Below are 26,271 nucleotides of genomic sequence, written 5' to 3'. Positions count from 1 at the left end.
CTTTTTAAATTTTTAATGGAATATTGTTTGGATTAGTTTTTAATTAAAATAAGCTTAAGGAATAACGATTTCGTTTTCTAAATTCCACCGTTTTTTTAACCTCTGTAATTTCAACAACTTCAAATACTTTTTCTGAGCCAAATAATAATAAATCACAAAAAATAGAAAATACATTACCATCGATTTTTGCCGCATAATAATCCCCAGGTTAGACATTACAAAGGTCATTGCAAAAGATGACAATAAAAATATTACAAGACTCATTTTCACCAGAGCTGGAGAAGCCAATATAAATTTGATAAAATCCCGTTTAAGGATCTTCATAAATAATAATAAATATAGGAGATTTTCAAAAGAGGTAATAAGCCCTAATATATTTGGGGCATCAATAAATAATGGTCGGAACCAAAAAGTAAATAGTTTTAGAGGTAAGGGATAAGTAGACATATCTACCCCCGAACCGGCCCGACTTAAATCTCCGGCATTTTTGGAGGACGCTGCCTGGAAATCCTCGATTAAATTTTCGGAATCCTGCAAGCCCATAACTCCTAAAATTTGATCCTGTACCATCACCAATGCTCCTATCATGGTAATATATACAAGCGCTTTTTTCCAGAACGCTATTTTTTCCTTCCCACTCATATACCCTAATACTGCTCCCACGGCTACGAACATAAACACATGGGGCCTTATGTAAAAGATAATTAAAGATCCTAGAATTAATAAATATATTCTTCCTTTGGGATTTGCTATTGCATAGGTAAACATCATTAAACCAAGAAAAATTGGAGCGCCTTTTCCAAGGGAAGCTGTCCAGAAATGCATGTTAGGAAAAAATAAGATAAGTGTGAGGAGATCTATTCTTTTAAAGACTTTAATTTTAAGCGGTATTTTTTCCCTGAAAAAAAGATAAGCATAAAAGAAACCTAAATATCCAAACCATGCAAATGTTAACATTAGCATTTCATAACTAAATCCCAGTTTATAAAATGGATAACCCAGAAAATTTATAAAGGTGGTATCTGTACCCCATAATTCAAACCACGTACCGGTATGAGCAGATATTTCTCTAAAATAATTATTGGAATCTGATGGATTATTATACGCATACCAAAGATACACCCCATAAAAAACTATGTGATATAAATAAAGCAGGTTCATTTTGTTTTTGTCCAAAAAACGGTGCTTTTTGGCAAAAACATTAAAAATAGCCTGATTTAATATGAAAAAAAACAATATTAAAAAGAAAATTCCTATCATTTTTAAAACAGCTCTAGATCCCCAATGCTATAATTCCAATTTTTCTCCTGTTGCAATAAATTGATCTCTCTTTGGCTCAATTCGAGTTCCCTAAAAGTTAAAATCGGTCCCAGAGCGCCTTTGTAGGAAATTGGGCCAAGATCAAGGAATTTAGGAGAATAAGTGATTATTTGAGCACCAAATTTGGAACTCCATTTATGAATGAGCTTTTTAATTAATTTAAGATCCTCCTTATCTGTAAAAATACATTCAGCAATTCGAAGTTCCTTTACCATATTCCTTTTCTTAATATAGCCGCTAAGGTAGTATTTAGAGGTTGATGCTACCTCGTATTGCTGCAAAGGATTGTTTTCAAATCTCCAGGAAAGATAATCCGCAGATTTTGGAGTAAATAATTTTCCATCCTTCCTTCTATTATCATTCCACCTACTGCAAAGATCCTCAATTTCATTAGGACTGCTGGTTTTTTTTATTTCATATACAGAAGAGACCGGGCTTATTTTCAAAAATGAATTAAATGCCGGATGTAATGCCACCTGGATCTTGCCAACCTGTTTCCATCCCATTTTTAAATAACCGGGCCTGCTTTGATCATTGGGAGTGTTAAACACAAAATTCTCCAGATTATCCATTCCTAATCGCAAAGCTTCCAAGGTAAGTTTTTTAAATATCCCTCTCCCCTGAAACTGTGGATGTGTAGCGGTATCAACCGCCCTATAGGTTTTATATGAAATACCATTATAAACCCATTCCCATTTCATAAATGCCCTCACCCCGGCTATATGTCCTCGATCTTCAGCAATAAGAATTAAGGACTTACCAAAAGGATTTTCAACATGTTTAAAATTCCAAATTTCCTCAGATAAAGGTAAATCCTCCTCTCCTAAACTGGCTTTTAAAACCTGAATTATTTTTGGTAAATCCGATGAAATCGCAGGTCTTATGTGCATACATTTATTTCTATAAATTGATTTAATTCTATATAAAATATACTTCTAAGGTTAATAATTTGTCATAAAAAATATTAACATTACGCTACTAGGGATTTGCCAGTTTTAGATAATTTTCTTCCAGTTTTTCTACCATGGTATTTAAGCTAAACGATTCAATTACCCGCTCTCTGGCAGCTTTTTGAAAATTATCTCTCCTCCCACTATCTTGTATAAGCAAAGAACATTTTAATGCTAAACATTTCCAATCCCCAACCTCGCAAAGCAATCCATCCTTTTCATCTCTAATCGCTTCCACCACACCTCCGGCTCTAGTTGAAACAATGGCACACCCCGAACTCATAGCCTCCAGCAAGGCAATAGGAAGACCTTCAAAAGCAGAGCTCATCATAAAAATATCCATTGCTGAAAAATATGCAATGGTATTTGTTTGTAATCCGGTAAGGATAAGCCTTTCCTCCAAATTAAGATTTTTTACCAACTCCTTTATTTCCTCTTCTTTAGGTCCTGCGCCCACTAAAATTCCATAAACATCAGGATTATTTTTAAGAATTTCTTTAAAAGCCCGCAGCCAATCCGGAATTGCTTTTTGTTCCCTGAATACAGCTATGTTACCAATTACAACGGAATTTTCCGGAATATTATAACTTTGTCTAATCTCATTATTAAATTTGGGGTCATGCTTAAAATGAGCAGTATTAACTCCATTTAAAAGTGTTTGGACGGGAATTTTAGGTTTTATATTATTTAATATCGATTGGCTCACATCACCTGAAACACCAAGAGCCAAACTTTGAGAATTGAAACTAAGTTTATTAAGCAATTTTGTTGCAAAATGATATCGTTCCTGTATATTATGTTCTGTATAAATAACAGGTATCTTAGTATTTGAATGTACTATCCTACCTAAAAACCCAGACCAGGGTAAATGACAATGAATTAAATTGATCTTATTGCTTTTGCAATACTCTATCACCTTAGGGTATTGTTGTAACAATTTTATATTATTTGAAGCAGGAAAACAAATAACCTTCCCTCCCGCTTGTTCTATGGTTTCTACCATTTGATTTTTCCATGGGAGAAAATATATCACATGAAATTCAAATCTTTGGTGATGAAGTTTAATGGTTTCCGGAAGCAACATTTCAGCACCGCCACAACCAAGAGATTTAATAATGTGAAGAATTCGAATTTTGTGCATATAAAGAATGTATTCCCGAATGTTTAATTTTAGGTAAAATTACTTTTTTATTAGAGGGGAACAAGTAATTTGGCAAAGTTAACGGGAAATTATATGTAAGGGGAATTTAGACATACCCTTGCATACCAATTTTAACTTGCTTTTCAGCTTTTTTTGATAAAATTAGTTTATAATAAGCTTTGGAAAATCTTTGTGCAATACGTTCATTATTATATTTCCTTTTAACTAACTCAAATGCATTGTGTATTTTTTCATTATCCCTTTCATTTAAAATTCTATTTACTTGATTCACAAATTCCTCTTCGTTATTCTTTTTTACGAGAGAACCAGTATCACGATTAATAATTTCAGAAATTCCACCTACATCATAAGAAACAATGGGTAATTTACTATACATTGCTTCAAGGATTACTCCCGGCAATCCCTCTATTAAACTAGGAAGAACAAGACAATGTGATTTTTTAAAAATTTGAATAACATCCTCTCTGTAATCAAGAAAAAATACATTTTTAGAAATTTTATATTCCAAAACTTTTTCCCTCACATTTTCTACCAAAATTCCTTTACCAATAAGCAATAGGACTGCATTGGGATGAGAGATTAACACCTGTGAGAAGATTCGTATTAAACCAAGATGATTCTTTTCGGCTACAAAACTTCCTACGTGAACGAGAACTTTTTTATTTTCGAAAATACTAAAATCCAGGTTACATTCCTGACTATTATTTCTCTCTACTCCTATTTCGATTGTTTTAACCTTGCCTTTAGAAATATTAAAGGTTTTTAAAAAATCCTTTCTACACAATTTTGAAACAGAAAGTACCATTGAAACTTGAGATAAATAAAAACTATTAATAATTTTTTTTAAGGGAAATCTCATAAAATCCCCAATTTTATTAGCATTTCTGAAAACAATTGGAATGGGGATTTTATAAAAGAATTTGGAACTTGCTGCAAATTTGAGTGTATCTGCCGCATTCGCCTGAATAATATCGGGATGATATTTATCAATAATATTACTAAATTTTTTCCAACCGAAAAAGTCGAAAAATCTTTTATTTTCGGGGCGCTGTAAATTAATTATTGGTCCTTTAAAAGGTAATTCCACATCACCCTCATATAAACAAACCAGAAGAACCTCATGTCCCTGAGCTATTAAATGGTTTGAAAGCTGATAAGCAAAAAGTTCGGCTCCACGGAATTGGGGTTTTTGAATAATCTGCACAATTTTTAAACTTTCCATATATTCCCGACTTTTTAAAATTAAGGGGGATATATTAGAACTTTAATTTAAGGAATTTATTTTAGACCTATTATTTTTTGATAAGAATTAACAAAACTCAAAGCTAATTGATCATTCATAAAATTTGAATTAACCATTTTATGCGCATACGCTATTTGATCCTGATCGGGGTCTGTCATGATCTTAATTATTCCTTGAGCAAACAATAACTCTTTTCCCTTTTCCACTATAGTACCCGTCTTAGAATTGATCACTTCACTAATACCACCCACATTATAAGCTATAACCGGTGTTTTACAATACATCGCTTCTAAAAGAACCCCCGGAAGTCCTTCTATTATACTAGGTAAAACCAGAACATTAGCAGATTTAATATATGGCAATGGCTGTGAAACAAAACCATAAAAAGTTATCTCCCCCTCTAATCCACGATTTTGAACTTCTTTAATAAACTGCATTTTTAAAGGGCCATCCCCAATTAAATGCAGATGTACCTGGGGTTCCTCCTTTATCACCAATTCAAAAATATTTAATAAGCCGAAATGATTTTTTTCAAAACTAAACCCACCTACATGTACCAGATGCTTTTTTTCTAAAGGATATAATTGAATAAAGTCGATATCCACGTTTTTTTCCAAACCAACAGGTATAATTTCAATCTTGGTTGCTAAAAATGGAAAATGGTTTAAAATATCTTTCTTTGATTCCTGGGAAACAGAGATAATCCAGTCAACATTTTTATATAAAAACTTATTAAGTCTTATCTGAAAAAAAGAATTTAAATATCTACCAACTTCGCTTGCGTTGCGAGATACAATAGGAATTTTCCATCTAAAAAATATTTTTGATAACACGGCATACTTTAAAGTATCCCCTGAATTGGCCTGTACAATATCTGGATTAAAATTTTTGACAATTTTAGCTAATTTTTTCCAGGCTGGAATATCAATCACCTTTTTACTTGTTGAAGCCATTAGGTTTTCAATTGTCGGTGAGTAAGGAAGGTTTGCACAGCCTTCATAAATTGCTACAATTTTAACCTCATGGCCCAGTTTTAATAAATGATGTGATAATTGACACGTAAAAGTTTCTGCCCCTCTGTTCTGAGGCTTATGTATTATATGGAGAATTTTCAAATTTTGGAACTTTTATTTATGCTATAATCTACCCTCCAGATCTGCCAATGAAATTAAAAAATCTTTGGGAAGGATAAAATCCTTTTCCTTATAGATAATAACGGCAGGTCTAATCGATGCTGTTATTAAAAAATTAATTTTTTTATTTAATTCATTATCGAGATAATAAACTGACATTATTTTTTCTATTCGGCAAACTTCCTTTAAACCTAAGGATAAAAGATTTTCATTCCCCAGATAATCACACAAGATAATGCATTTAATCTTTTTGACCCTATCCACCCTATAAATTAAATATCCGGTTTGGTCTTTTTTATAAATCTTTTTAATTATATAGTCCGAATCCTTGAAGCGCCACGTTAAATAACTCAATGAAGTTGCCGTAGTGAAATACCTGTGATTATTTAAATTTTCCTCGAGAGGACTGGTTAAATTAAAATCCTCAACGTGGATGGATCCTGTGTTTGTAAACCGATTTATCAAGCCTAATTTAAACTTGTAATTAATTAGAGGTGACCAGCCAAGTTTAATGAATTCAGGATAACTTTTTTTATTTGGAGTAGAAAAAAGAATATCATAATCCTGATGTTTCTTTAAGCATTTTTCAAGAAGTATTTTAAATAAACCTTTTCCACGTTGTGTTATATCTGTACACACATCAAGGGGCCGGATAGTTCTAATTATTTTTCCTTTATTATTTTGGAAATTATACCGCATATAAAATACAACCGCAACAATCCGATCCTTATCTAAAGCTACTATGGAAATTGAGCGTCCAAAAGGATTATGAAAATGTTTCCATAAAAGGGAATCACTTGTATAATCAGGATCCAGATTGTCATTAATAAGTTTAACAACTTCAGGTATATCTTTACTGTAATCCAAATCTCTGTATGTGATCATAAGACTCGTGTAATATAAAAAGTTAATCCTGCCTGAGAAAAGCTTAAAAGGGTAGATGATTTAGACCATTCGCAACCCTGATAATAATTTTGAAATTTTTCTCCGTAAAGGCAACACTTTGCTATGGTACCCACTAAGAATAAACCTGAATTTCCAAAGGGGTGTGGTATCATCCACAATAAGTCTGGAAATTCGGAGTGGATTATCCAGATTAATGTTTATTTTATGATCAAAGAGAAACGCCATTCTTATTCCCGCTTTTTTGATTACCGCTTCACTTTTAGTGGAAAAATTCCCATTTGGATATGCGAAAATATCATATAGAAAATTTTCTTTTTTCAATATTTCCATGGATGTTGTCATTTCTTGTTTTAATTCGATAGGGGTACACCTGTCAAATAAGGGATGCGTATGAGAATGATTTGCTATATCTATCCCTTCAGCCTGCATTTCGTAAAGATGATCGTAAGTTAATTGGGGATATTTTAATTCCTGAATTGAAGAATTTAATTTTAACTGGTCAATAAAATTTATTCTTTTTTTATTTGGCCATTTCTTCACCTCCCAAATCATTGCATTAGAATTTCCATTTGTATTATTATAATAGGTTATTTCATCCCACCAAAAAGGCTCTTGCGTTCCTATTAAACCAGATATTACAAATATAACGGCTGGTATTTTATATCTTTTTAAAATTGGGAAAGCATTATTATATATAGTAAGATCACCATCATCAAAGGTGATTAGTAAAGGAGGCTTTTGTGTATTGGTGTTTTTATCTTTAAATTTTAAAATTTCATTAATAGATATTAAAGTATAATTGGCCTGTAAATAAACTAAGTGTTTTTCAAAATTGACAGGATTATCAATTTTATGATATACCAATACTTTTAACACAGTTAAAATTTTATTTAATTTTAATTAATTAAGAAGAAAATTTGCCGTGAATATAGGATGCATATTCTAAAGGTAAAAATTTATAAATGCCGTATATAAATTGTATTTTGACACTATCCAAAATTGAATCGCTTGGAATTTTATTATAATATTCCTTAGCCCTGTCAGGATCAGGGATATGAAAATTTAACCACATCATTTTATAATAATAAATTCTTTTTAATTCAGGATCTTTATCAATCTCTCCAAAATGATCTTTTAAAAAAGAATTATATGCTATAGCTATACTTTTGTAGCTTCTTGATAAACGGCTGGATCCACTTTTATAAATATTTATCAGACACCTGTCAGTATATGTAAAATCGAATTGCTGTGAAATCCTGAAAAAAAACTCTGTATCTTCTGCAGCGGGAAGATTTTCATTAAAATTACCACATTTATCAAAAACTTGTTTTTTTATGGTTATTCCTGCCCCTGTACCTATTCTGATATGCTTTAAGAAGATTTGATAAGAGGAAACCCCGGAAGGTCGCCAAGATTGAGGTTGATGGTCGTCACCCGTGATTATATTTCTACCAGTCCACATGAAACCCACCCTGGGAGGAGTATCCCGGAGAACATCAAGGGAAGTTTTTAAAAAATCTCTTTCCAACGTATCATCACTATCTAAAAAGCATATATAATTACTTGTGGATTTATCTATACCATAATTTCGGGCTGCGGCAGCACCGGAATTTTTGGCCAATTTATAACTTTTTATCCTCGGGTCTTTAAAAGAAGTAATTACCTCCCAGGTATCATCTGTGGAACAGTCATCAATTATCAATAGTTCAAAGTTCTTAAATGTTTGATCAAGAACACTGTCAACGGATTTTTTTACAATATTACCCCGGTTATATACAGGCATTATAACAGTCATTTTAGAATCCTTCACTTCCATGCCTAACACTTATTTAGCTCTTTTACACATTCAAACACTATTCCACTAATATTTTTTTAATATAACCCATACTTCCTTTATCAGAAATAATCTTTCCGGGACTTCCCATTACCACAGAATTAGCAGGCACATCAAAATTTACAAACGTAAGAGGGGCAATTAAGACATCATCTCCCACTTGAATATTTCCCACTACAATTGAGTTTGGACCAATTAAAACCCGGTTTCCAATCACAGGGCTACCTATTCTTTTGCCACGGCTTTCACGTCCTATAGTAACACCCTGACTAATATTACAATTATTACCAATCCGGGCATTTTGATTAATAATTATGGCTTTAAAATGTCCCATATATAATCCTTCCCCTATTGAACAGGCATGAGGTATTTCTACGCTATGATTTCTTGTTAAATAGAATAGCCATACCCTATAAAAAATCCCAGGAATAGTTTTATTGCTATGATCCTGGCATTTCCTATATAGAAACATAAATCTTGCTCCAGGATGGGTGAAAATAGCTTTAAAATAATCCCTGTTTCGCGAGGAGGAGCTATAGCGGTTAAGATCTGCCCGAATGGGTTTGGAGAACATACTGGTTAAGAATTAAAAAATAGATTTGGATGGTAATATACTATTATTTTTAATTAGGTTTAAATAGGTAGCTTCGTATTCTTCCACTATCAAATTTATATCAAACTTTTTCCGTGCAAGCTCCTTTCCCGTTTTTGCTTTGTCAACCATTTTGTCTCTATTCTCCAAAGCCCAATTTATTTTTTGTAGCAAATCTAAAGAATTCCCCTTTTTGAAAATCACGGCACTTTCCTGAGTGACGCACTCCAGATTTTCCGGAATATCTGAGGCTATAATAGGAAGACCCGCCATCATGGCTTCAATAAGGGAACCTGGTAATCCTTCAAACCAACTAGGGAAAACGAAAAAATCGGCGAGGTTTAATAATTGGGGTATATCTGCTCTATTACCCAGAAGGAGGACTTTTTCATCCAAGCCATTTGCCGAAATATATTCCCTAAGTGTAGTCTCGTAAGGGCCTTCTCCAGCAATTAGAAGTTTGATATTATTTGTAGAATTTGTTAATTCCTTAAACGCAATTAATAGATCCATCTGGCCCTTGCGCTCCAGCAGCCTGCCAACATTAAGCAGAATGGTCTCCTTCGACAGACTTAATTCAGATCGAAGATTATACAATTGAGAGGTTTCAATATCTTCATATATGCTTAAATCTCTTCCCCTGTGGATTACCTTTATTTTATCAAGTGAAACTTTAAGAGCTGAAGCATTGCTTACTTTTATCGCCTCTGAATTTGAAATAAAAAGGTCAACATTTGATGCGCTAAACCGGTCATATTGCTGAAAAGCAAAAAGTTTGACTTTATTAAACCAGGATAATTTTTTATATCTCTCCTGAAGATAGGAATTATTGACAAAACTGTTAATTAGTATTACCGGGTACCGTTTTTTTAATTTTCTCGCTATGATATCAGAATTAAATAGGGTAGAATGTATGATATCTGGATTAATTTTTTTTACCAGAGGTAATAGTGCTTCAACAGCTTTCGTAAAATGGTATTCTCTTTCGATATTTAAGGAATAAACTTCAATCTCATGTTCCCTTAATTTTTTTTCGAGTAAATTTCCATCGTATACATAAACAAATACGGGCTTTAAATTTTTAATTTTAGAAGCGATTGTAACCAGGCTTTTTTCTGCGCCCCCGGTTTGAAGTGAATCAATAAGATAGAGTACTGTGTACATAAATTAAATATCCAAACTATTAATGATTGGGGTTATTTCAATTAATTCTGGCTGGATTTATTATCCTATAAATAAGGTCTACCATATATTTATTATAATCCTGCCTGATATTGAGATAGGAAGGATCATAAAAAAAACTATATTCCTTTGAGTGAAGGTGTTCTTGCAGATTATTTATGTTTACCAAAGGAATACCAGTATAATCCTTGAAAATATCGTAATTAAAATCATCAATAGGAATATCTACCTGAAAACAAATTTTTCTTTGAAGATAAAGTTCTATAAGAATTGATGAATTGACGGAATAGTAAAAATCAAAATCACTATATAATTCCTTTGGTTTCCCTTTTCCTCTAAATATTTTAAGTTTAGAAAAATTCGATGGACTCAAGCTTTTATTAAGCTCCTCCCGGGGGTGGGGCTTATAAAATACTTCAACATTCATATGTTCGAAGAAAAGAATGAAATTATTTAAAAAATCATTATATCCCTCATAAACAGAATCGCTTATTTTATAAAGCTGTTGTCCCAGAAATATAACTTTTTTATTTCTAAATAGAAGATTGACATTTTTATTGTCAATTGGATTTATAATACTTCCAAAATATGGATTACCTATAAAGATTTTTTCTCTTCTTACCCCTTGAGAGATATATAAATCTTTAAAATCTTCCCCGTATAAAATAATTTTAGTAGCTACTTCCTTTTCCCACCATAATACTTCATAAGAGGTTAAGTTGTAAATGCCATGCTGTATAGTAATTACCTCCTTTTGGCATTCTTTTAAACAAAATCCCATAAAAGAAATTAACAGATCAGGATGACCACAAATGACAGATTGAATGTTTCTTGTTTTAATCACATTTATAGTAATGCGGGCGGCCGCATTAAATAGAATTTTATGAATAAATTGAACATTTAATAAAAAAGAAATTATAAGTAGAAACTCTACGATAAACAGCGGCTTTACTTGAGATTCTTTCAAATCAAATTTGAAATCCTCCTTAAGTCTAATATCCGAAAAATCTATATAACTTTTATTGAGATAATTTAATATTATCTTTTTATTAGTGGGATATTTATCGGCAGAAACTGTGAGATATAAATAAATGAGTTTTAATGCCCTTTTAAAATATGATTTGCGTCTTATCCTCAAATGCTTTTTGCTTCTTAAGGCAGAATAAAGCAAATTATTAATATCACTGTGGGAGAATTTAATCAAAATTTTTTATAGTTATTTAATACCATTTAGTGTGACTCTACTTCCTTTTGGCATATCCCTTAAAAACTTTTTACCTAATATTTTCTGTAAAAACTTTGGATGTAAACCAAAACCGGGCCTAATACTCCTTACGTTTTTTTCGGTTATTAAGTCTCCTGCTTTAATATCTTCTACTACATATAATGATCTGCTAAAATCTTTCCCTTTCTTCTGCTTCTCGGTAAGAGAATATTCTACTTTTCCAATTGCTTTCTCTGCTTGCCGTACTGCTTTAACCATTTCAGTAAATTCATGCTCATCCATAGAAAAAGAAGCGTCCGGGCCACCTAATGATTTATCCAGAATAAAATGTTTTTCAATAATTTTAGCCCCCATTGCAGTAGCAACAATTGGAACAGTGCTTCCAATTGTATGATCTGACAATCCTGAAATAACACCATAGCGTTCCGCTAAGTCTTTCACCATGAGCATATTGGCTTCCTCAATAGGAGCGGGATATGATGAGGTGCATTTTAATAATGCAATATTCTGATTTCCCATTCTATGACAGGCATCCAGAGCTAAATCTATATCTTCCATTTCGGCAATACCGGTAGAAATGATAACAGGCTTTCCTTTGGAAGCTACATATTCAATTAAAGGAATATCTGTAATTTCAAAGGAGGCAATTTTATACGCAGGAGCATTTAAATCTTCCAGAAAATCCACCGAGGTTTTGTCAAAGGGAGAGGAAAAACATACCAAACCTTCTGCTTCTGCTAATTCAAATATTTCCTTGTGCCATTCCCAGGGGGTGTAAGCTTCCTTGTATAGTTCATATAAATTCTTCCCTTCCCAAATCGTACCTTTAATTAAGAAATCCTCTTTTCGCGAATCTATAGTTATTGTATCTGCAGTATAGGTTTGAAGTTTAATACAATCTGCGCCGGCCCTTTTGGCTGCCTTGACAGTTTCCAAAGCTATTTCAAGGCTTCCGTTGTGGTTGGCTGATAATTCTGCAATTATAAATACAGATGAATCATTTCCAATTTCTTTATTTTCAATTTTCATTTAATATCTTTTTCAAATTTTAAATCGTTCCCCTTTTCTGAGATCATTTTAAATCCTAAATTTTCAAAAATTTTTATGGACGCTCTATTGTCTTTAAATACATATCCATAAACCAGCTTAATAGAGGGCTTTTCCATTTTTAATTTTTCCATTCCTCCCTCTAGAATTTTAGTACCTAAACCCTTTCCAGTAAAATCAGGGTCAATAAGATAGTTGATTTTTGCTTTATTATTTTCTAAATCAAACCGGATGGATCCAATGCATTGCTCATTTAACCTCAAAATATAATAAGCGCAATTGGAGGAGTTTATTTTCTCATTGAACCATTCCTTATGATTATCCCACAAAATTGGATCATTTTTGAAGGAATATTTTCTTACCATCATATCATTTGCCCATTCAAATGTTCTCTCCACATCGGAGGAGGTCGCCAGATGTAATTTTAAACCTTTAAATGAATTAATTTTAGAATGAATCTTAACACTTTTAAATTGATTCTGAAAATAACAATGCTCTTTTAACTCTGCCTCAAATTGAAATCCGCATTTCTCTATTGCAATGTATAGATGGGGACGAATATCAAAGGCATAAGTAAATATTTTATGGAGTTCCAATTCCATGAATGCAACTTTTTCAATCAAATACAGAAACTTTTCCCAATGAAAATCAAAATGAATTTTTTCTAATTCTGTATTCATTATAAATGAAATTTCAGCATTTTTATCAATCCAGTTAATATGCACCAACCCTCCATATCCAATGCATTTTTCTCCTTCCAGATAGGAAAATAATATTTGGCCCGGTTTTTCTTTTTCAAATAACTCTGAAACCACCGATTCAAAATAAATATCCTGTTTATTTGGTGTAAGAACTTCATTTTGCCGCAGATGATACATTTGCTCATTACGCCATTTCATTATTTCATAACGATCCTCTAATCGAATTGGAACGATAGAATAATCGCCTTTAGAAAATTTTTGTGAATTTAATATTTTATATTTCATCAAACTTTTTCTTTTAACAGAGAGATTATCCTCTTAAATTCAAATTTTTCCAGAATAGGTTCAGCTCTTACCCATTCTTCCTGCAAATTTTTATAATTGGTTTTTTGATGATTTTGTTGGTTCACCTCAAATAACCATGGGTAATTTTTAATACAATAATCAATAAGTCCCAAACCGGGTTTCATGTTTAAATATTCACCGATTGAAATAAGACAAGAAACTACAATAAAATCGGTGGGATAATCAATAGTTAATCTTATTTTATTATAATCAATATTTGGATATGGTATATATTCACGTATATTGAAATTTCCGGAACTTCTCATATGAAGAGTTACGTGTTCCTTCTCTTCTATGGTTAAACTATCCGGATCAATATTAATAAATGAATTTACATCAATGATCTCAAAATTCATCCCAATTGGCAAACCTTTGGTTATTGTATATTGGGCACCAGAAGAAAGATGATAATCAATTGCATTATCCAAAACCTTAATATCCAAAATGGGATTATCACCCGTAAGCCTTATTATTGTGTCAAAATCGTTATTCCTTGCTATTAAATTAAATCTACTGAAGACATCATCTTCCGAACCTCTAAAAATATGAACCTCATACTGTCGAGCAAATTTCATCAATTCATCATTCTCGGTTTCTGTTGATGTGGCTACAAAAATAGATTTATAGTAAATTGAATTTTTTAAAGCATTTGTAATCCAACCTAATAATGGTAAAGTCCCCCCAGGGGAAGTGGCATTAGAATTTTTCCCGGCAATCTTGTAGATTTCATCCGAGCCTGTATTATAAAGCCAACTTTATTATTTAGAAGTCCATCCTCCATCAATAATCATATTTTGTCCAGTCATAAAATTTGAAGCATCCGAAGCAAGGTAAATAAAAGCCCCTGCCAGATCTTCAGGTTTCCCAATTCTATCCAATAAGGTATTCTTTTTTAAAGCATTAATGAAGCCTTCAGCTTTCTGTACATTCACCGAAGGAAATGGTCCTGGGGTTACCGAATTCACCTGAACATCATATTTCCCTAAATAAGAGGCGTAATACTTGGTTAATTGTATAACTCCTGCTTTAGCTGCCCCGTAATGAGGGGGATTTAAATAGGAAGGATATTCTTCATAAATTTCAAAATTTGGAGCTACTAAACCATACATTGAGGAAACATTAATAATTTTCCCTTTTGTTGCTTGTTTGAAATAAGGGATTATTGATCTAATACACTTAAATAAACTAGTCAATGTTCCATCAATCCCAAAATTCCATTCCTCATCATTCATGTGTTCAGGAGACTGACCTTTGCTATAAAAGGCGTTGTTAATTAACACATCTATTTTACTTTCCTTCTCGAAAATTTTCTGAAAAGCTGATTCAATACTTTTAGCATCAGAAACATCACAGAACTGGAAATTCAGGTTTTCATCTAACTTGTTTTTCTTTAAAAAAGCTGCTTCATATTTTTTCCTATCCCGGCCTAAAACAAATACCTTGGCATTATGTAATAATAAACTTGTAACAATAGCCTTTCCTAAATACCCATAACCACCGGTAATTATAACGACTTTATCCTTTAAATCAAAAGTAAAAACCATCTTCAATTTTTTGGCCAATTAACTGGCATTAATATATTCTCAGGAAAATATGGAGAATCATTTAAGGGTTCAATTTTTAAAGAGGAATTTATGTTCTTCTCTAATTGTTTTACATTTTCTACACCAATAATTACCTTATCAATAAAATCTTGTCGTAAAACAAATTCTAGTAAGGCGGTTTGTAAATTATTTCCATATGTAGATTGAAGAAAATTAATATGAGATTTGAATTTATTGAAGTATGCAACTAAGTTTTCAGGATTCATAAAAAACAAACCTTGTAAAAATGTAGATCGTGTATGTACTTCACATCCTTCAGCTTTTAATTCTATCAAAAGATCTTTAAATCTTGTATCGAAATAATTGAACGGAACCTGAACAACATTTGGAATAAATCCGGAATTTTTTAGTTTTTCAAATTCCTTAGGATTATTAAATGAAAATCCAATCTTTTTAATTCTTCCTTCCTTTTTTAAAAGCTGCAACTCCTCCCAATCTCTTCCCTCAAGTAAGGCAGGTCTATGGGCCATATATCCATACAAATAATCTACTTTTAAGTTATAAAGGGATTTCTCCAGCTGGAAACTAATAGATCCATTAGTTTGAGTAGGCATAAATTTGGAAATAATATCAAATCTTCCTTTGTGTAAATTTCCTAAAATCTGTTCAGCAGTTCCATATGAAGAAGCTGTATCTATGACATTTATGGATTTTGAAGAAGCTATGTCCAGAATCTTTTCCACCTCTTTGGGAGATGTCTTTCCGTGCGTATTTGAAATTCCATAAGAGATACCGAATTGAACACTGCCAAGCCCAATCTTATGTCTAAAATCATTCATAGTAAGATTTTATCTTATCTAAAACAAAGTTCTGTTCTTTAACCCTTAATGTTGGATACATAGGTAAACTGATACAGTTTTGATAATAAATTTCAGCAAAGGGCATATCACCTTCTTTCCATCCAAATTCTCTATAATAGGGCATTAGATGACAAGGAATGTAATGTATTTGTGCATAAATATTATTCTCACGTAAATAATTATAAAGTCCTAAACGGTCTTTTACCTCAATAACATATAAATGATAGGCATGTCCTTCTACTATTCCAGATTGACTTTTAATAAAGTTTTTTCCTTCAAATGCTTGATAATAATGTTTCGCAATTTCCCTCCTTCTTTCCAAACCTTCTTCGGCTCTCTTTAGTTGACTTAAACCTAAAGCAGCCTGAAAATCTGTTAACCGGTAATTAAAACCAAGATCCTGCATTTCCATATACCACCCCGGATAATTATCCTCCCCACCTGCAAATGATATGGAGTTTTTATAAAGGTTTTCACTTTTTACGATCCCATGAGTTCGCAGTTGAAGTAGTTTTTTGTAAAGATCTTCATCATTGGTAGTTATCATACCTCCTTCCCCACTGGCGATATGTTTTACGGGATGAAAGGAAAAGATTGCAAGCTCTGCAAATATTCCATTGCCGCATAATTGTTGTTGCCCCCGGGAATCTTTAAAATAACCTCCCGGGGCATGACAGGCATCTTCAATAATCCATAAATCATATTGATCTGCAAGTTTTTTGAATGCTTCGAGATCAACTGCTCTACCGGCAAAATCTACCGGTATTATTCCTTTATATGTTCCTTGGGGAGAGGCTTCCAGTAAAGTTCTTACCTTATTTATGTCCAATAAATAAGTCTCAGGATCAATGTCAGCAAAAACCACCTCACCCCCACAATACCGAACACAATTCGCTGATGCTGCAAAAGTTATTGGTGTTGTAATTACTTTATCACCTTGTTTTACACCTAATGCAAGCGCACATAAATGTAATGCTGCTGTTCCATTGGCAACTGCAACTGCATATTTGCTACCAACATATTTTGCGAAAGCATCTTCAAATTCAGAAATTTTGGGACCTTGGGTTAGATAATCAGATTTCAAGGTACTTACAACTGCTTCGATATCTTCTTCAGTAATATTTTGACGACCGTATGGAATTGAATTACTCATAAACTATACTTCAAAAGTAGGATCAACGTGTTCCTTTATTAATTTTCTTAGATCATCAATACTCTCCCAATCCTCATTCTCACCTGAGTTGTATTGAAATCCGGGTTTTACCTTTTTAGCCTTAAAATGTTCAATATATTCTTCTTTTTTCCATTTATGTGTAGCAGGTAAAATGGTATAATATTTACCTAAATCATAGGTATTATATGAGTCAGATGAAGTTATCATTTCTTCGTGAATTTTTTCACCCGGACGGATGCCCACCACCGGTTTTTCACACTCCGGGCCTATGGCCTCGGCAACATCTGTGATTTTATAAGATGGTATTTTTGGAACAAAGATTTCTCCACCCCAGGCGTGTTCTAAGGCATGCATGACCATATCTACACCTCCCTGTAAGGAAATATTAAATCTTGTCATGGTAGGATCGGTAATTGGAAGTACACCTTCTTTTTTCTTCTTAAGAAAAAATGGAATAACGGACCCATTGGAGCCCATAACGTTTCCATAGCGCACCACCGAAAATTTAATTGGATTCCACCCAGTAATATTATTAGCAGCGACAAATAATTTATCTGAAGCCAATTTAGTAGCTCCATAAAGGTTAATAGGTGCTGCAGCCTTGTCTGTGGATAAAGCAACCACTCTGCTTACTTCGGTTTCAAGACAGGCATTAATAATATTTTCAGCACCCATGATATTAGTTTTTACACATTCCATTGGATTATATTCGGCAATTGGAACATGTTTCATAGCAGCGGCGTGAATAACGTAGTCAATTCCTTTTAAAGCCCTTTTAACTCTCGCCTCATCTCTAACGTCACCAATAAAAAATCGCAACTGAGGATATTGGTCCTGAGGATATTCCTGCGCCATTTCAAACTGCTTTTGCTCATCCCTTGAAAATATCACAAGTTTTTTTAATTCTGTTCCAGTTTCTAACAAATGTTGTGTTAAGGCTTTTCCTAGCGAACCTGTACCTCCTGTAATGAGAATAGATTTATTATTTAAATTCATTTTAATTTGATAAAATATTTATAAAATTTGGTTATGACAAAATCCTTAAAAAACTAGTCTTTAGAAATACCTATTTTCTGTTTTTTAAATACAATGTCAATTATATCATTATAACTTTTAATTTTTAAAATATAACTAATTCCAATATAGAGAATAATTCCACCTCCTGCTCCCGTTATTATCCTTAACCAATCGGGTTCCTCTTCAAGGTTTAGATTAATTAAATATACAAGAATCCCAGGTAGTAAAGACAATAAAATTATTGGCAATATATCAATAACCTGTTGAAAGGATGAATATCCAATAACTTTATCTGTATGATGGGCATAGATAAAAAAAGTAACGACAGATAAAAAAACCTGCGCATAGAGTAATCCAATAATTCCAAATTGAATTCCAATTAGGATTCCAATAACTAACAAAATTTTATTAAAGACCGTTAATTTTAAATGCGTATCACTTTTCCCTTTCACTAATAAAACATTAGCATTATATCCTTGAATAGGATATAAAATCCCTGATATACATAATATTTGAAAATATGGCACAGCCGGCAACCATTTCTCAGTGAATAAGAACCTAAAAACCGGTTCAGCCATAATTATCAAAAAAATCATTAAGGGTGCCACGACATAAACAGACATTTTCATTAATTGTTTATACACTCTTTTTAATCTTTCATTATCATGTTGAATCTCAGCAAATAAGGGAAATGTTACCTTGTTCAATGCCAAGGTGATATTATTTACGGGGAGATTTTTCATGGTATCAGCTCTGGTATAAAACCCCACCTGTCCGGCTGAAAAATATTTTCCAATTATAATAACGTAGAGATTATTAAAGATATTTTCCAAAAGGGAGGATAATGTTATTTTATAACCGAATTTTAAATGTTCTTTGAATTTTAAAAAATTGAAAATTAATCCCGGAGCCCATTTAGAATAAATCCATAATTGAATACTCCTTACTAATGCGGTAATTAACTGATTCCAAACAATACTCCAAACTCCATATCCCGAGTAGGCTAAGCCAATACCTACAATACCTCCTATAATTACTGATGGTATGGAAATTATAGTTTGAATCTTAAAATTCATTTCCTTTGTTAATTTTGCTTCCTGCACCGCCGAAAAGGCAAACAAAATAAAACTTAGACAATACCATCTAATTATAGGAGTTAAAATGGGATATCCATAAAAACCAGAAACATACGGTGCAGCAAAATAAATTAATATATAGATAAGTATACTTGCTGCAAGATTATAATAAAACACAGTGGAATAATCATCTTCCTCCAAATCCTTACTCCGGATCAACGAATGAGTTAATCCACCTTTTAATAGTGACGTTCCTACTGAAACAAATATTGCTATCATTCCAATATATCCAAACTCTTCTGGCAAAAGCAACCTTGCCAATATAGTGGATACAAAGAATAGTACAATCTGTTGACCAAATTGTTGCGCAAATGTCCAAAAAATGCCTGCTGTGGCCTGATTTCTTAATGACATTTTGAATATTTAAAGGAGTATGAATGGGTCAATTAGATACTTTACTTCTTTTGAATTACCTACGCACATTTAATTAATAATATCATACTTATAATAACTTCTAAACCAAATTATGAAGTGTTCCACACCCTTTTTCACGGAAGTTGTGGGAATATAATTATAGTCTTTTTTCAGCAAATTAACATCTGCCCAAGTTCTGGAAACATCACCTGGTTGCATAGGCAACATTACTTTCCTCGCTTCAAGACCTGTTTGATTTTCAATTTCTGCTATAAATTCCATCAATTTTACAGGTTTACTGTTTCCTATATTATAAAGGGCAGATTTATCTGGAATTTCACTAACGTTTTTATGAATTATTTTAAAGACTCCTTCGACAATATCATCTATATAAGTAAAGTCTCTTTCAAGGTTTCCATTATTAAAAACCTTTATAGGTTTTTTATTTAAAATAGCATCTGTGAACAGAAACATAGCCATATCTGGTCTTCCCCACGGACCATATACGGTGAAGAATCTTATACCCGTAGTTTTGAATCCATACAAATGACTATAAGTATAAGCCATTAATTCATTGCTTTTTTTTGTAGCAGCGTATAAACTTATTGGATTATCTACATTGTCCTCGGTACTAAAAGGCACTTTTTCGTTTTCACCATAAACACTTGAACTACTCGCATATACCAAATGTTTTATCTGGTTATTTCTGCAGCATTCTAATATATTTAAAAACCCAACCACATTACTATCTATATATGCCTCAGGATTTTCCAAACTATAGCGTACTCCGGCTTGTGCTGCTAGGTTTATAACTTTATCAAACTGGTGCTTTTTAAAAAGGTGGGGAAGATTTTCCCGATCTTCTAAATTTAATCGTATAAATTGAAAATTTGAAAACGTATCACTGGAACAAATTTGATTAAAGCTTTCAGCCTCAATCTTATGAACACCTAATTCTTCGAGCCTATCAAACTTTAACCCCGGATCATAATAATCATTAATATTATCTAATCCCACGACTTCATAACCTTCCTTTACTAATCTTTTAGATAAATGAAATCCAATAAATCCCGCGGCTCCAGTGACTAAAACTTTCATATTAACTTCCAATTGCATAAAATTCAAACCCTATTCCTACCTTTGTTTTACTTTCCAGAATTCTTCTTCCGTCAAAAAGAAAGGCCGGTTTGAGCATTCCTTTATAAACTGTCTCCCAATCCAATTTTTTAAATTCATCCCATTCCGTAAGCACGGCAACGGCATGTGCATCTTTGGAAGCATCCAAAGCAGAAGAAACAATAGTTACCCGTTCTTTGATCTCCTCCAAACTATGTGTACCTAAATATTCAAGATCTGCATATATCTGCTCTTTTCTCACTTTAGGATCATAAACAACAATATCTGCCTGTTCATTCAGAAGGTAATCTGTAACATAAATTGCGGCGGATTCCCTAGTGTCATTGGTATCTTTTTTAAAGGCCCATCCAAGGATGGCAATCCTCTTACCCGCTACGGTATTATATAGCGTCTTAACTATTTTCCCTGCAAATCTTCTTTTTTGATGATTGTTCATTATTATCACCTGCTCCCAGTAATCGGCCACCTCATTTAAACCAAATGATTTTGAAATATAAACCAGGTTCAAAATATCCTTTTGAAAACATGAACCCCCAAAACCTACAGAGGACTGTAAGAATTTTGGACCAATTCTGGAATCCTTCCCCACTGCCCGGGCAACTTCATCTACATCAGCTCCTGTTACTTCACATAATTGAGACATGGCATTAATACTGGAAACCCGTTGGGCTAAAAATGCGTTTGCTGTCAATTTAGACAATTCAGATGACCACACGTTCGTTGTTAGGATGTTTTTCTGTGGTATCCAGGTAGCATAAACATCTACAAGGGCCTGCACTGCTTCTTTTCCTTTCTCAGAAGCTATATCGCCACCTATAAGTACCCTGTCCGGGTTTAAAAGATCCTGAACTGCGGTACCTTCGGCTAAAAATTCAGGATTCGAAAGTATCTGGTAGTTCACACCGTTACCTGTATTATCCAGAATATTTTTTAAAGCCTCAGCCGTTCTAACGGGAAGCGTCGATTTTTCTACTACTATTTTATCATTTTTTGAAACCCTTGCGATCTGGCGTGCACACAATTCAATAAATTTTAAATCGGCCGCCATCCCTTTCCCTATTCCATAGGTTTTGGTGGGGGTATTTACCGAAATAAAGATCATATCGGCCTGGTCAATTGCCTCGTCAACATTTGTAGAAAAGAAAAGGTTTCTTCCTCTTGCTTCACCAACAATTTCCGAAAGTCCGGGTTCATAGATGGGAATGTTATTCACATCATCATCATTCCAGGCAGCTATTCTTTTTTCATTGATGTCTACTACGGTAACTTTTATCTCAGGACATTTCTGAGCGATTACTGCCATTGTAGGGCCTCCTACGTAACCGGCGCCAATGCAGCATATATTCTTGATTTTCATTTTTTGTTATTTCGTTAGTTCGTCAAATCGTTCGTCAGTTCTTAAACGTGTTAGCTCCTTAGTGCCGCACTACAATTCAGGAAAAGAGGATTCTGAAATAATGAGTCTTGATTCTTGAATCAACGAATCACGGACTAACCAATCCCGATTCCCCGACTTAAAGTTTTTTATCGCATTTTTCCCCAAGAACGCCTTTAACATCATATACCACCGTACTTCCGTTCTTAAATTTATCCAGATCTAATTGTAAAAATTCGTGATGCGAAACTGATAATACAACAGCATCAAAAGTTTCAGACGGCGCGGATCTCGTCGTAATTAAGCCATATTCGTGTTTTACTTCTGCCGGGTTGGCTAATGGGTCAAAAATTGTAACATTGGTGCCGTACTCTTTCAAATTCTTTATAACATCAACAACCTTGGTATTCCGTACATCAGGACAATTTTCTTTAAAAGTTATGCCCAGCACAAGGATATTTGCCCCCTTTACTTTTTGATCATTTTGCAGCATTAGCTTAACAACTTCAGAAGCTACATATTGCCCCATAGAATCATTCATTCTTCTTCCTGCAAGAATAATTTCTGGATGATAACCCAATTCCTGGGCTTTTTGTGCTAAATAATAGGGATCTACTCCAATACAATGTCCCCCAACGAGGCCCGGCTTAAATGGCAAAAAGTTCCATTTTGTACCCGCTGCTTCAAGCACGTCCTGAGTATCAATATCCATCATATTGAATATTTTTGCCAATTCATTTACAAAAGCAATATTGATATCCCTTTGCGAATTTTCAATCACTTTCGCGGCCTCTGCAACTTTAATGGTAGGTGCCAGGTGTGTACCGGCAGTGATGACCTGAGAATAAAGATCATCTACCTTCTTTCCAATCTCCGGAGTAGAACCAGCAGTAACCTTCAATATCTTCTCCACCGTATGCTCTTTATCACCCGGATTTATTCTTTCAGGAGAATAGCCTGCAAAAAAATCTTCGTTGAATTTGAGTCCGCTCACTTTTTCAAGTACGGGCACACATTCATCCTCAGTAACCCCCGGGTACACAGTGGATTCATAAATCACGATATCTCCTTTTTTGAGGACTTTCCCAACACTTTCACTGCTCTTATATAATGGAGTTAGGTCAGGACGATTATTCTTATCTACAGGCGTTGGGACGGTAATGATATAGTAATTACAGTCTTTAATATCATCCAGACTGGTAGAACAATAAAGTCCGTTGTCATTAGAAGGCTTTTCAACTAAAGAAGATCTTAAAAGATCATCTTCAACCTCGAGGGTGCTGTCATGACCATTTTTAAGTTCATCAACTCTACTCTGATTAATGTCAAATCCAATTACGGGGTATTTGGTTGCAAAAAGTCTTGCCAGGGGCAGCCCAACGTAGCCTAAGCCTATTACTGCTATCCTCGGAGAGGGGGACTCGGAGCCTTGGGGACTTTGGGACTGGGGGTTTTCCTTAGAAAAGTTATTATTCTTGTTCATGATATTCTTACCTGTTTCTTAATAATATTATTTTTACAAAGTCCATTTATCATGGTTTGTAATCATTGTTACCGTCATTCCTAAAATGGAATCGTATTTTTTAATTAACGGCGAATGTTGCTCTTCATTTATATATTGGCAAGCCAAGGCATAATCCAGCCAAACCTGCGTTTCTGCAGCTTCCCCTTCTACATCGGATAATTTAGAAACAAAAGATTTTGGGTATCTGCGTTTCCTCCAGGCTTCCGCTAAATTACCCGAAACCGACCGAGAAGAACGACGAATTTGATTGGTCAAAGAATAGACCTCCTCCTTAGGAAATGTTTTCGAGATTATAAATACTTCCATCCCAGCTTCAAAAGAAGCCTGATACACCCTTAAATCTTTATGAGTCCGTATTTTTTCCAATTTCTATATTTTTAACCCCAAGTCTCCCTTTCTCCTCTTCACCAAGTTTCCTTTTCACCAGGTCTCCCTGTTTCCCTACTCCAAGTTTTCCCTGTCACTTTAGATTCTTCCAATACCAATCAACCGCTTCTTTCAAGCCCTTTTTTATTTCGAACTCAGGTTCATATCCCAGCAATGTCTGGGCTTTCTCTATGGAGGCTAATGAATGTGGAATATCACCGGCGCGGTTTGGTCCGTGCTTGATATCAACCTCTGCGATTTCGGGATCATATTTAGATAAATACTCCTTTAAAAGCGTCGTAAGTTCCAACAAATTTGTTCGATCGCCAACGGCAGTATTATATACCTGGTTAACCGCTTCCTTATTTTCAGAAGTGATCGCCAGAAGATTCATCTGGATCACATTATCTATATAAGTAAAATCACGGGAATAAGTGCCGTCACCATTTATAACCGGAGATTCGTGACGCATTAACTGAATTACAAATTTTGGAATTACCGCGGCATACGCACCATTAGGATCCTGTTTCCTACCAAAAACATTAAAATATCTAAGGCCTATAGTATCAAGATCATATGCGCTTTTAAAAATATCAGCATATAATTCGTTCACATATTTGGTAATTGCATATGGAGATAGCGGTTTCCCAATCACATCTTCCACTTTTGGAAGATTCTCTGAATCCCCATAAGTAGAGGAACTTGCCGCATACACAAAGCGTTTTACCTTGGCGTCTCTGGCGGCAACCAGCATATTTAAAAATCCTGAAACATTAACCTCATTGGTTGTAATGGGATCTTTTAATGAACGTGGAACAGAGCCTAAAGCAGCCTGGTGTAAAATATAATTAACACCTTTTGAGGCTTTAGCGCAGGTTTCCAGGTTACGGATATCTCCTTCAATTAAGGTAAAGTTGGGATTATTTATTACAGCAAATAGATTTTCTCTTTTGCCGGTCGAAAAATTGTCCAGGCAAATTACGTTTGCGCCAAGCTCTAATAGTTTCTCGCAAAGATTGGATCCAATAAACCCGGCACCCCCGGTAACTAATATTTTTGAAGAACTCAATTGATTAAATTGTTCTTTGTGCATCAATTATAAAATTTTATAAATCAGCGGCAAAGATACTATTTCTAAATTTAGACGCATGCTTTGATATCTTAAAGAAAATGTAAAATTGGCCAGAATGAGTAGTTACAAGTCAATTTCACTTATTGTTATTTTTTTCAAATAGTCACCATATTCATTATTTTTATACTCTAGGGCTATTTGCTGTATTTCCTCTTTAGTAATATACCCCTTTCTCCATGCAATTTCCTCCAAACAAGCTATTTTAAGGCCTTGCCTTTTCTCTATTGTCTGAATAAAATTGGAGGCTTCCAACATCGAATCATGAGTACCTGTATCTAGCCATGCATAGCCCCTCCCTAGTAACTCAACATTTAATAATCCCCGGTCTAAATAGGATTTATTTACAGTGGTGATCTCCAACTCACCCCGCTGACTCGGCTTTATTTTTTTAGCTATTTGTACAACTGAATTTGGATAAAAATACAATCCTGTGACCGCGAAATTACTTTTTGGTGAGGCAGGTTTTTCTTGAATACTCAATACTTTTCCGTCTTTATTGAAATCTACAACCCCATACCTTCCGGGGTCCTGGACATAATAACCAAATACAGTAGCTTTATTTTGCTCCTTTATATTTTTAACTACTCTTTTTAATAATTCGCCAAACCCCTGTCCGAAGAAAATATTATCACCCAATATAAGACAAACATCCTCATCTCCTAAAAACTCTTCTCCTAAAATGAATGCTTGTGCCAAGCCATCTGGAGAGGGTTGAGCTTTATAGGAAAATTCCATACCTAATCTTCTTCCATCACCTAATAATTTTTCAAAATTTGGCAAATCCTCAGGAGTGGAAATGATCAAAATTTCTCTAATTCCAGCGAGCATAAGTACAGATAGTGGATAGTAAATCATAGGTTTATCATAAATAGCAAGAAGTTGCTTTGATATTCCTTTCGTAATTGGATAAAGTCGGGTGCCGGTGCCACCGGCCAGAATAATTCCTTTCATATTTTTTTATCGATATACTTGATCTAGCATTAAATGTTTATATAATAACTCTTCCAATCT

At 33.8% G+C, this 26,271-nt stretch carries 26 protein-coding genes; all 26 read right to left on the bottom strand.

Annotation, left to right across the window (positions count from 1 at the left end; all coding sequences use genetic code 11):
• Positions 1 to 54: 54 nt before the first annotated feature.
• The 26 genes from FK178_RS01830 to rfbA all read right to left on the bottom strand — a co-directional run bounded on the left by FK178_RS01830 (position 55) and on the right by rfbA (position 26,211).
• Positions 55 to 1,176: a hypothetical protein gene (locus tag FK178_RS01830; protein WP_240793879.1), complete on the bottom strand. Its 1,122-nt coding sequence runs from the start codon at positions 1,174 to 1,176 to the stop codon at positions 55 to 57.
• Positions 1,177 to 1,262: 86 nt separating this feature from the next.
• Positions 1,263 to 2,210, bottom strand: a complete 948-nt coding sequence (locus FK178_RS01825) for a GNAT family N-acetyltransferase (RefSeq protein ID WP_146830425.1) — start codon at positions 2,208 to 2,210, stop codon at positions 1,263 to 1,265.
• A gap of 88 nt (positions 2,211 to 2,298) precedes the next feature.
• Positions 2,299 to 3,411 (bottom strand): glycosyltransferase, encoded by a 1,113-nt coding sequence (locus FK178_RS01820; RefSeq protein ID WP_146830423.1) that lies wholly within the window; start codon positions 3,409 to 3,411, stop codon positions 2,299 to 2,301.
• Between the two features lie 106 nt (positions 3,412 to 3,517).
• Positions 3,518 to 4,654, bottom strand: a complete 1,137-nt coding sequence (locus FK178_RS01815) for a glycosyltransferase family 4 protein (protein WP_146830421.1) — start codon at positions 4,652 to 4,654, stop codon at positions 3,518 to 3,520.
• 56 nt (positions 4,655 to 4,710) lie between these two features.
• Positions 4,711 to 5,790 carry a glycosyltransferase gene (locus tag FK178_RS01810; RefSeq protein WP_146830419.1) on the bottom strand — a complete coding sequence of 360 codons (1,080 nt, stop codon included), beginning with the start codon at positions 5,788 to 5,790 and terminating at the stop codon, positions 4,711 to 4,713.
• A gap of 21 nt (positions 5,791 to 5,811) precedes the next feature.
• Entirely contained in the window at positions 5,812 to 6,693 is an 882-nt protein-coding gene (locus tag FK178_RS01805; protein ID WP_146830417.1) for a GNAT family N-acetyltransferase, read from the bottom strand.
• A 60-nt stretch (positions 6,694 to 6,753) separates the two neighbouring features.
• Complete coding sequence (locus FK178_RS01800; RefSeq protein WP_168194541.1) at positions 6,754 to 7,590, bottom strand: polysaccharide deacetylase family protein; 837 nt, start codon at positions 7,588 to 7,590, stop codon at positions 6,754 to 6,756.
• Positions 7,591 to 7,618: 28 nt separating this feature from the next.
• Entirely contained in the window at positions 7,619 to 8,524 is a 906-nt protein-coding gene (locus FK178_RS01795; RefSeq protein ID WP_168194540.1) for a glycosyltransferase family 2 protein, read from the bottom strand.
• Positions 8,525 to 8,567: 43 nt separating this feature from the next.
• Positions 8,568 to 9,122, bottom strand: coding sequence for a serine O-acetyltransferase (locus tag FK178_RS01790; protein WP_146830411.1), 555 nt, complete (start codon positions 9,120 to 9,122; stop codon positions 8,568 to 8,570).
• A gap of 12 nt (positions 9,123 to 9,134) precedes the next feature.
• Positions 9,135 to 10,304, bottom strand: coding sequence for a glycosyltransferase (locus FK178_RS01785; RefSeq protein ID WP_146830409.1), 1,170 nt, complete (start codon positions 10,302 to 10,304; stop codon positions 9,135 to 9,137).
• Positions 10,305 to 10,341: 37 nt separating this feature from the next.
• Entirely contained in the window at positions 10,342 to 11,526 is a 1,185-nt protein-coding gene (locus FK178_RS01780; protein ID WP_146830407.1) for a hypothetical protein, read from the bottom strand.
• Between the two features lie 12 nt (positions 11,527 to 11,538).
• On the bottom strand, positions 11,539 to 12,576 hold the full coding sequence (gene pseI, locus FK178_RS01775; RefSeq protein ID WP_146830405.1) for a pseudaminic acid synthase: 1,038 nt from the start codon (positions 12,574 to 12,576) through the stop codon (positions 11,539 to 11,541).
• Positions 12,573 to 13,580, bottom strand: a complete 1,008-nt coding sequence (locus tag FK178_RS15410; RefSeq protein ID WP_240793878.1) for a GNAT family N-acetyltransferase — start codon at positions 13,578 to 13,580, stop codon at positions 12,573 to 12,575. Before FK178_RS15410 ends, pseI begins: the two co-directional genes overlap by 4 nt.
• Positions 13,580 to 14,356, bottom strand: coding sequence for a cytidylyltransferase domain-containing protein (locus tag FK178_RS01765; protein ID WP_240793910.1), 777 nt, complete (start codon positions 14,354 to 14,356; stop codon positions 13,580 to 13,582). The genes FK178_RS15410 and FK178_RS01765 overlap by 1 nt, the downstream gene beginning before the upstream one ends.
• A complete protein-coding gene (locus FK178_RS15885) occupies positions 14,302 to 14,421 on the bottom strand; it encodes a cytidylyltransferase domain-containing protein (RefSeq protein ID WP_146830401.1) in 120 nt (39 codons plus the stop codon). Before FK178_RS15885 ends, FK178_RS01765 begins: the two co-directional genes overlap by 55 nt.
• Entirely contained in the window at positions 14,399 to 15,184 is a 786-nt protein-coding gene (locus tag FK178_RS01755) for an SDR family oxidoreductase (protein ID WP_146830399.1), read from the bottom strand. The genes FK178_RS15885 and FK178_RS01755 overlap by 23 nt, the downstream gene beginning before the upstream one ends.
• A 2-nt stretch (positions 15,185 to 15,186) precedes the next feature.
• Complete coding sequence (locus FK178_RS01750; protein ID WP_146830397.1) at positions 15,187 to 16,023, bottom strand: aldo/keto reductase; 837 nt, start codon at positions 16,021 to 16,023, stop codon at positions 15,187 to 15,189.
• Positions 16,016 to 17,197 (bottom strand): UDP-4-amino-4,6-dideoxy-N-acetyl-beta-L-altrosamine transaminase, encoded by a 1,182-nt coding sequence (gene pseC / locus FK178_RS01745; protein ID WP_146830395.1) that lies wholly within the window; start codon positions 17,195 to 17,197, stop codon positions 16,016 to 16,018. The genes FK178_RS01750 and pseC overlap by 8 nt, the downstream gene beginning before the upstream one ends.
• A 3-nt stretch (positions 17,198 to 17,200) precedes the next feature.
• Positions 17,201 to 18,214 carry a UDP-N-acetylglucosamine 4,6-dehydratase (inverting) gene (pseB, locus tag FK178_RS01740; protein WP_146830392.1) on the bottom strand — a complete coding sequence of 338 codons (1,014 nt, stop codon included), beginning with the start codon at positions 18,212 to 18,214 and terminating at the stop codon, positions 17,201 to 17,203.
• Positions 18,215 to 18,267: 53 nt separating this feature from the next.
• Entirely contained in the window at positions 18,268 to 19,725 is a 1,458-nt protein-coding gene (locus FK178_RS01735; protein ID WP_146830390.1) for a lipopolysaccharide biosynthesis protein, read from the bottom strand.
• A gap of 69 nt (positions 19,726 to 19,794) precedes the next feature.
• On the bottom strand, positions 19,795 to 20,823 hold the full coding sequence (locus FK178_RS01730) for an NAD-dependent epimerase (RefSeq protein ID WP_146830389.1): 1,029 nt from the start codon (positions 20,821 to 20,823) through the stop codon (positions 19,795 to 19,797).
• A gap of 1 nt (position 20,824) precedes the next feature.
• On the bottom strand, positions 20,825 to 22,219 hold the full coding sequence (locus tag FK178_RS01725) for a nucleotide sugar dehydrogenase (RefSeq protein ID WP_146830387.1): 1,395 nt from the start codon (positions 22,217 to 22,219) through the stop codon (positions 20,825 to 20,827).
• Between the two features lie 157 nt (positions 22,220 to 22,376).
• Complete coding sequence (locus tag FK178_RS01720; protein ID WP_240793877.1) at positions 22,377 to 23,720, bottom strand: nucleotide sugar dehydrogenase; 1,344 nt, start codon at positions 23,718 to 23,720, stop codon at positions 22,377 to 22,379.
• Positions 23,721 to 23,753: 33 nt separating this feature from the next.
• Positions 23,754 to 24,128, bottom strand: a complete 375-nt coding sequence (locus tag FK178_RS01715) for a four helix bundle protein (protein WP_205677200.1) — start codon at positions 24,126 to 24,128, stop codon at positions 23,754 to 23,756.
• Between the two features lie 94 nt (positions 24,129 to 24,222).
• Entirely contained in the window at positions 24,223 to 25,221 is a 999-nt protein-coding gene (locus FK178_RS01710) for an SDR family oxidoreductase (RefSeq protein WP_146830385.1), read from the bottom strand.
• A gap of 102 nt (positions 25,222 to 25,323) precedes the next feature.
• Positions 25,324 to 26,211 carry a glucose-1-phosphate thymidylyltransferase RfbA gene (gene rfbA, locus FK178_RS01705; protein WP_146830383.1) on the bottom strand — a complete coding sequence of 296 codons (888 nt, stop codon included), beginning with the start codon at positions 26,209 to 26,211 and terminating at the stop codon, positions 25,324 to 25,326.
• Positions 26,212 to 26,271 lie beyond the last annotated feature (60 nt).

The sequence above is a fragment of the Antarcticibacterium arcticum genome (genome assembly GCF_007993795.1).
Lineage (GTDB): Bacteria > Bacteroidota > Bacteroidia > Flavobacteriales > Flavobacteriaceae > Gillisia > Gillisia arctica.
The sequence above is the reverse complement of the archived record's forward strand: the minus strand, read 5'-3'. Positions and strand labels throughout refer to the sequence as shown.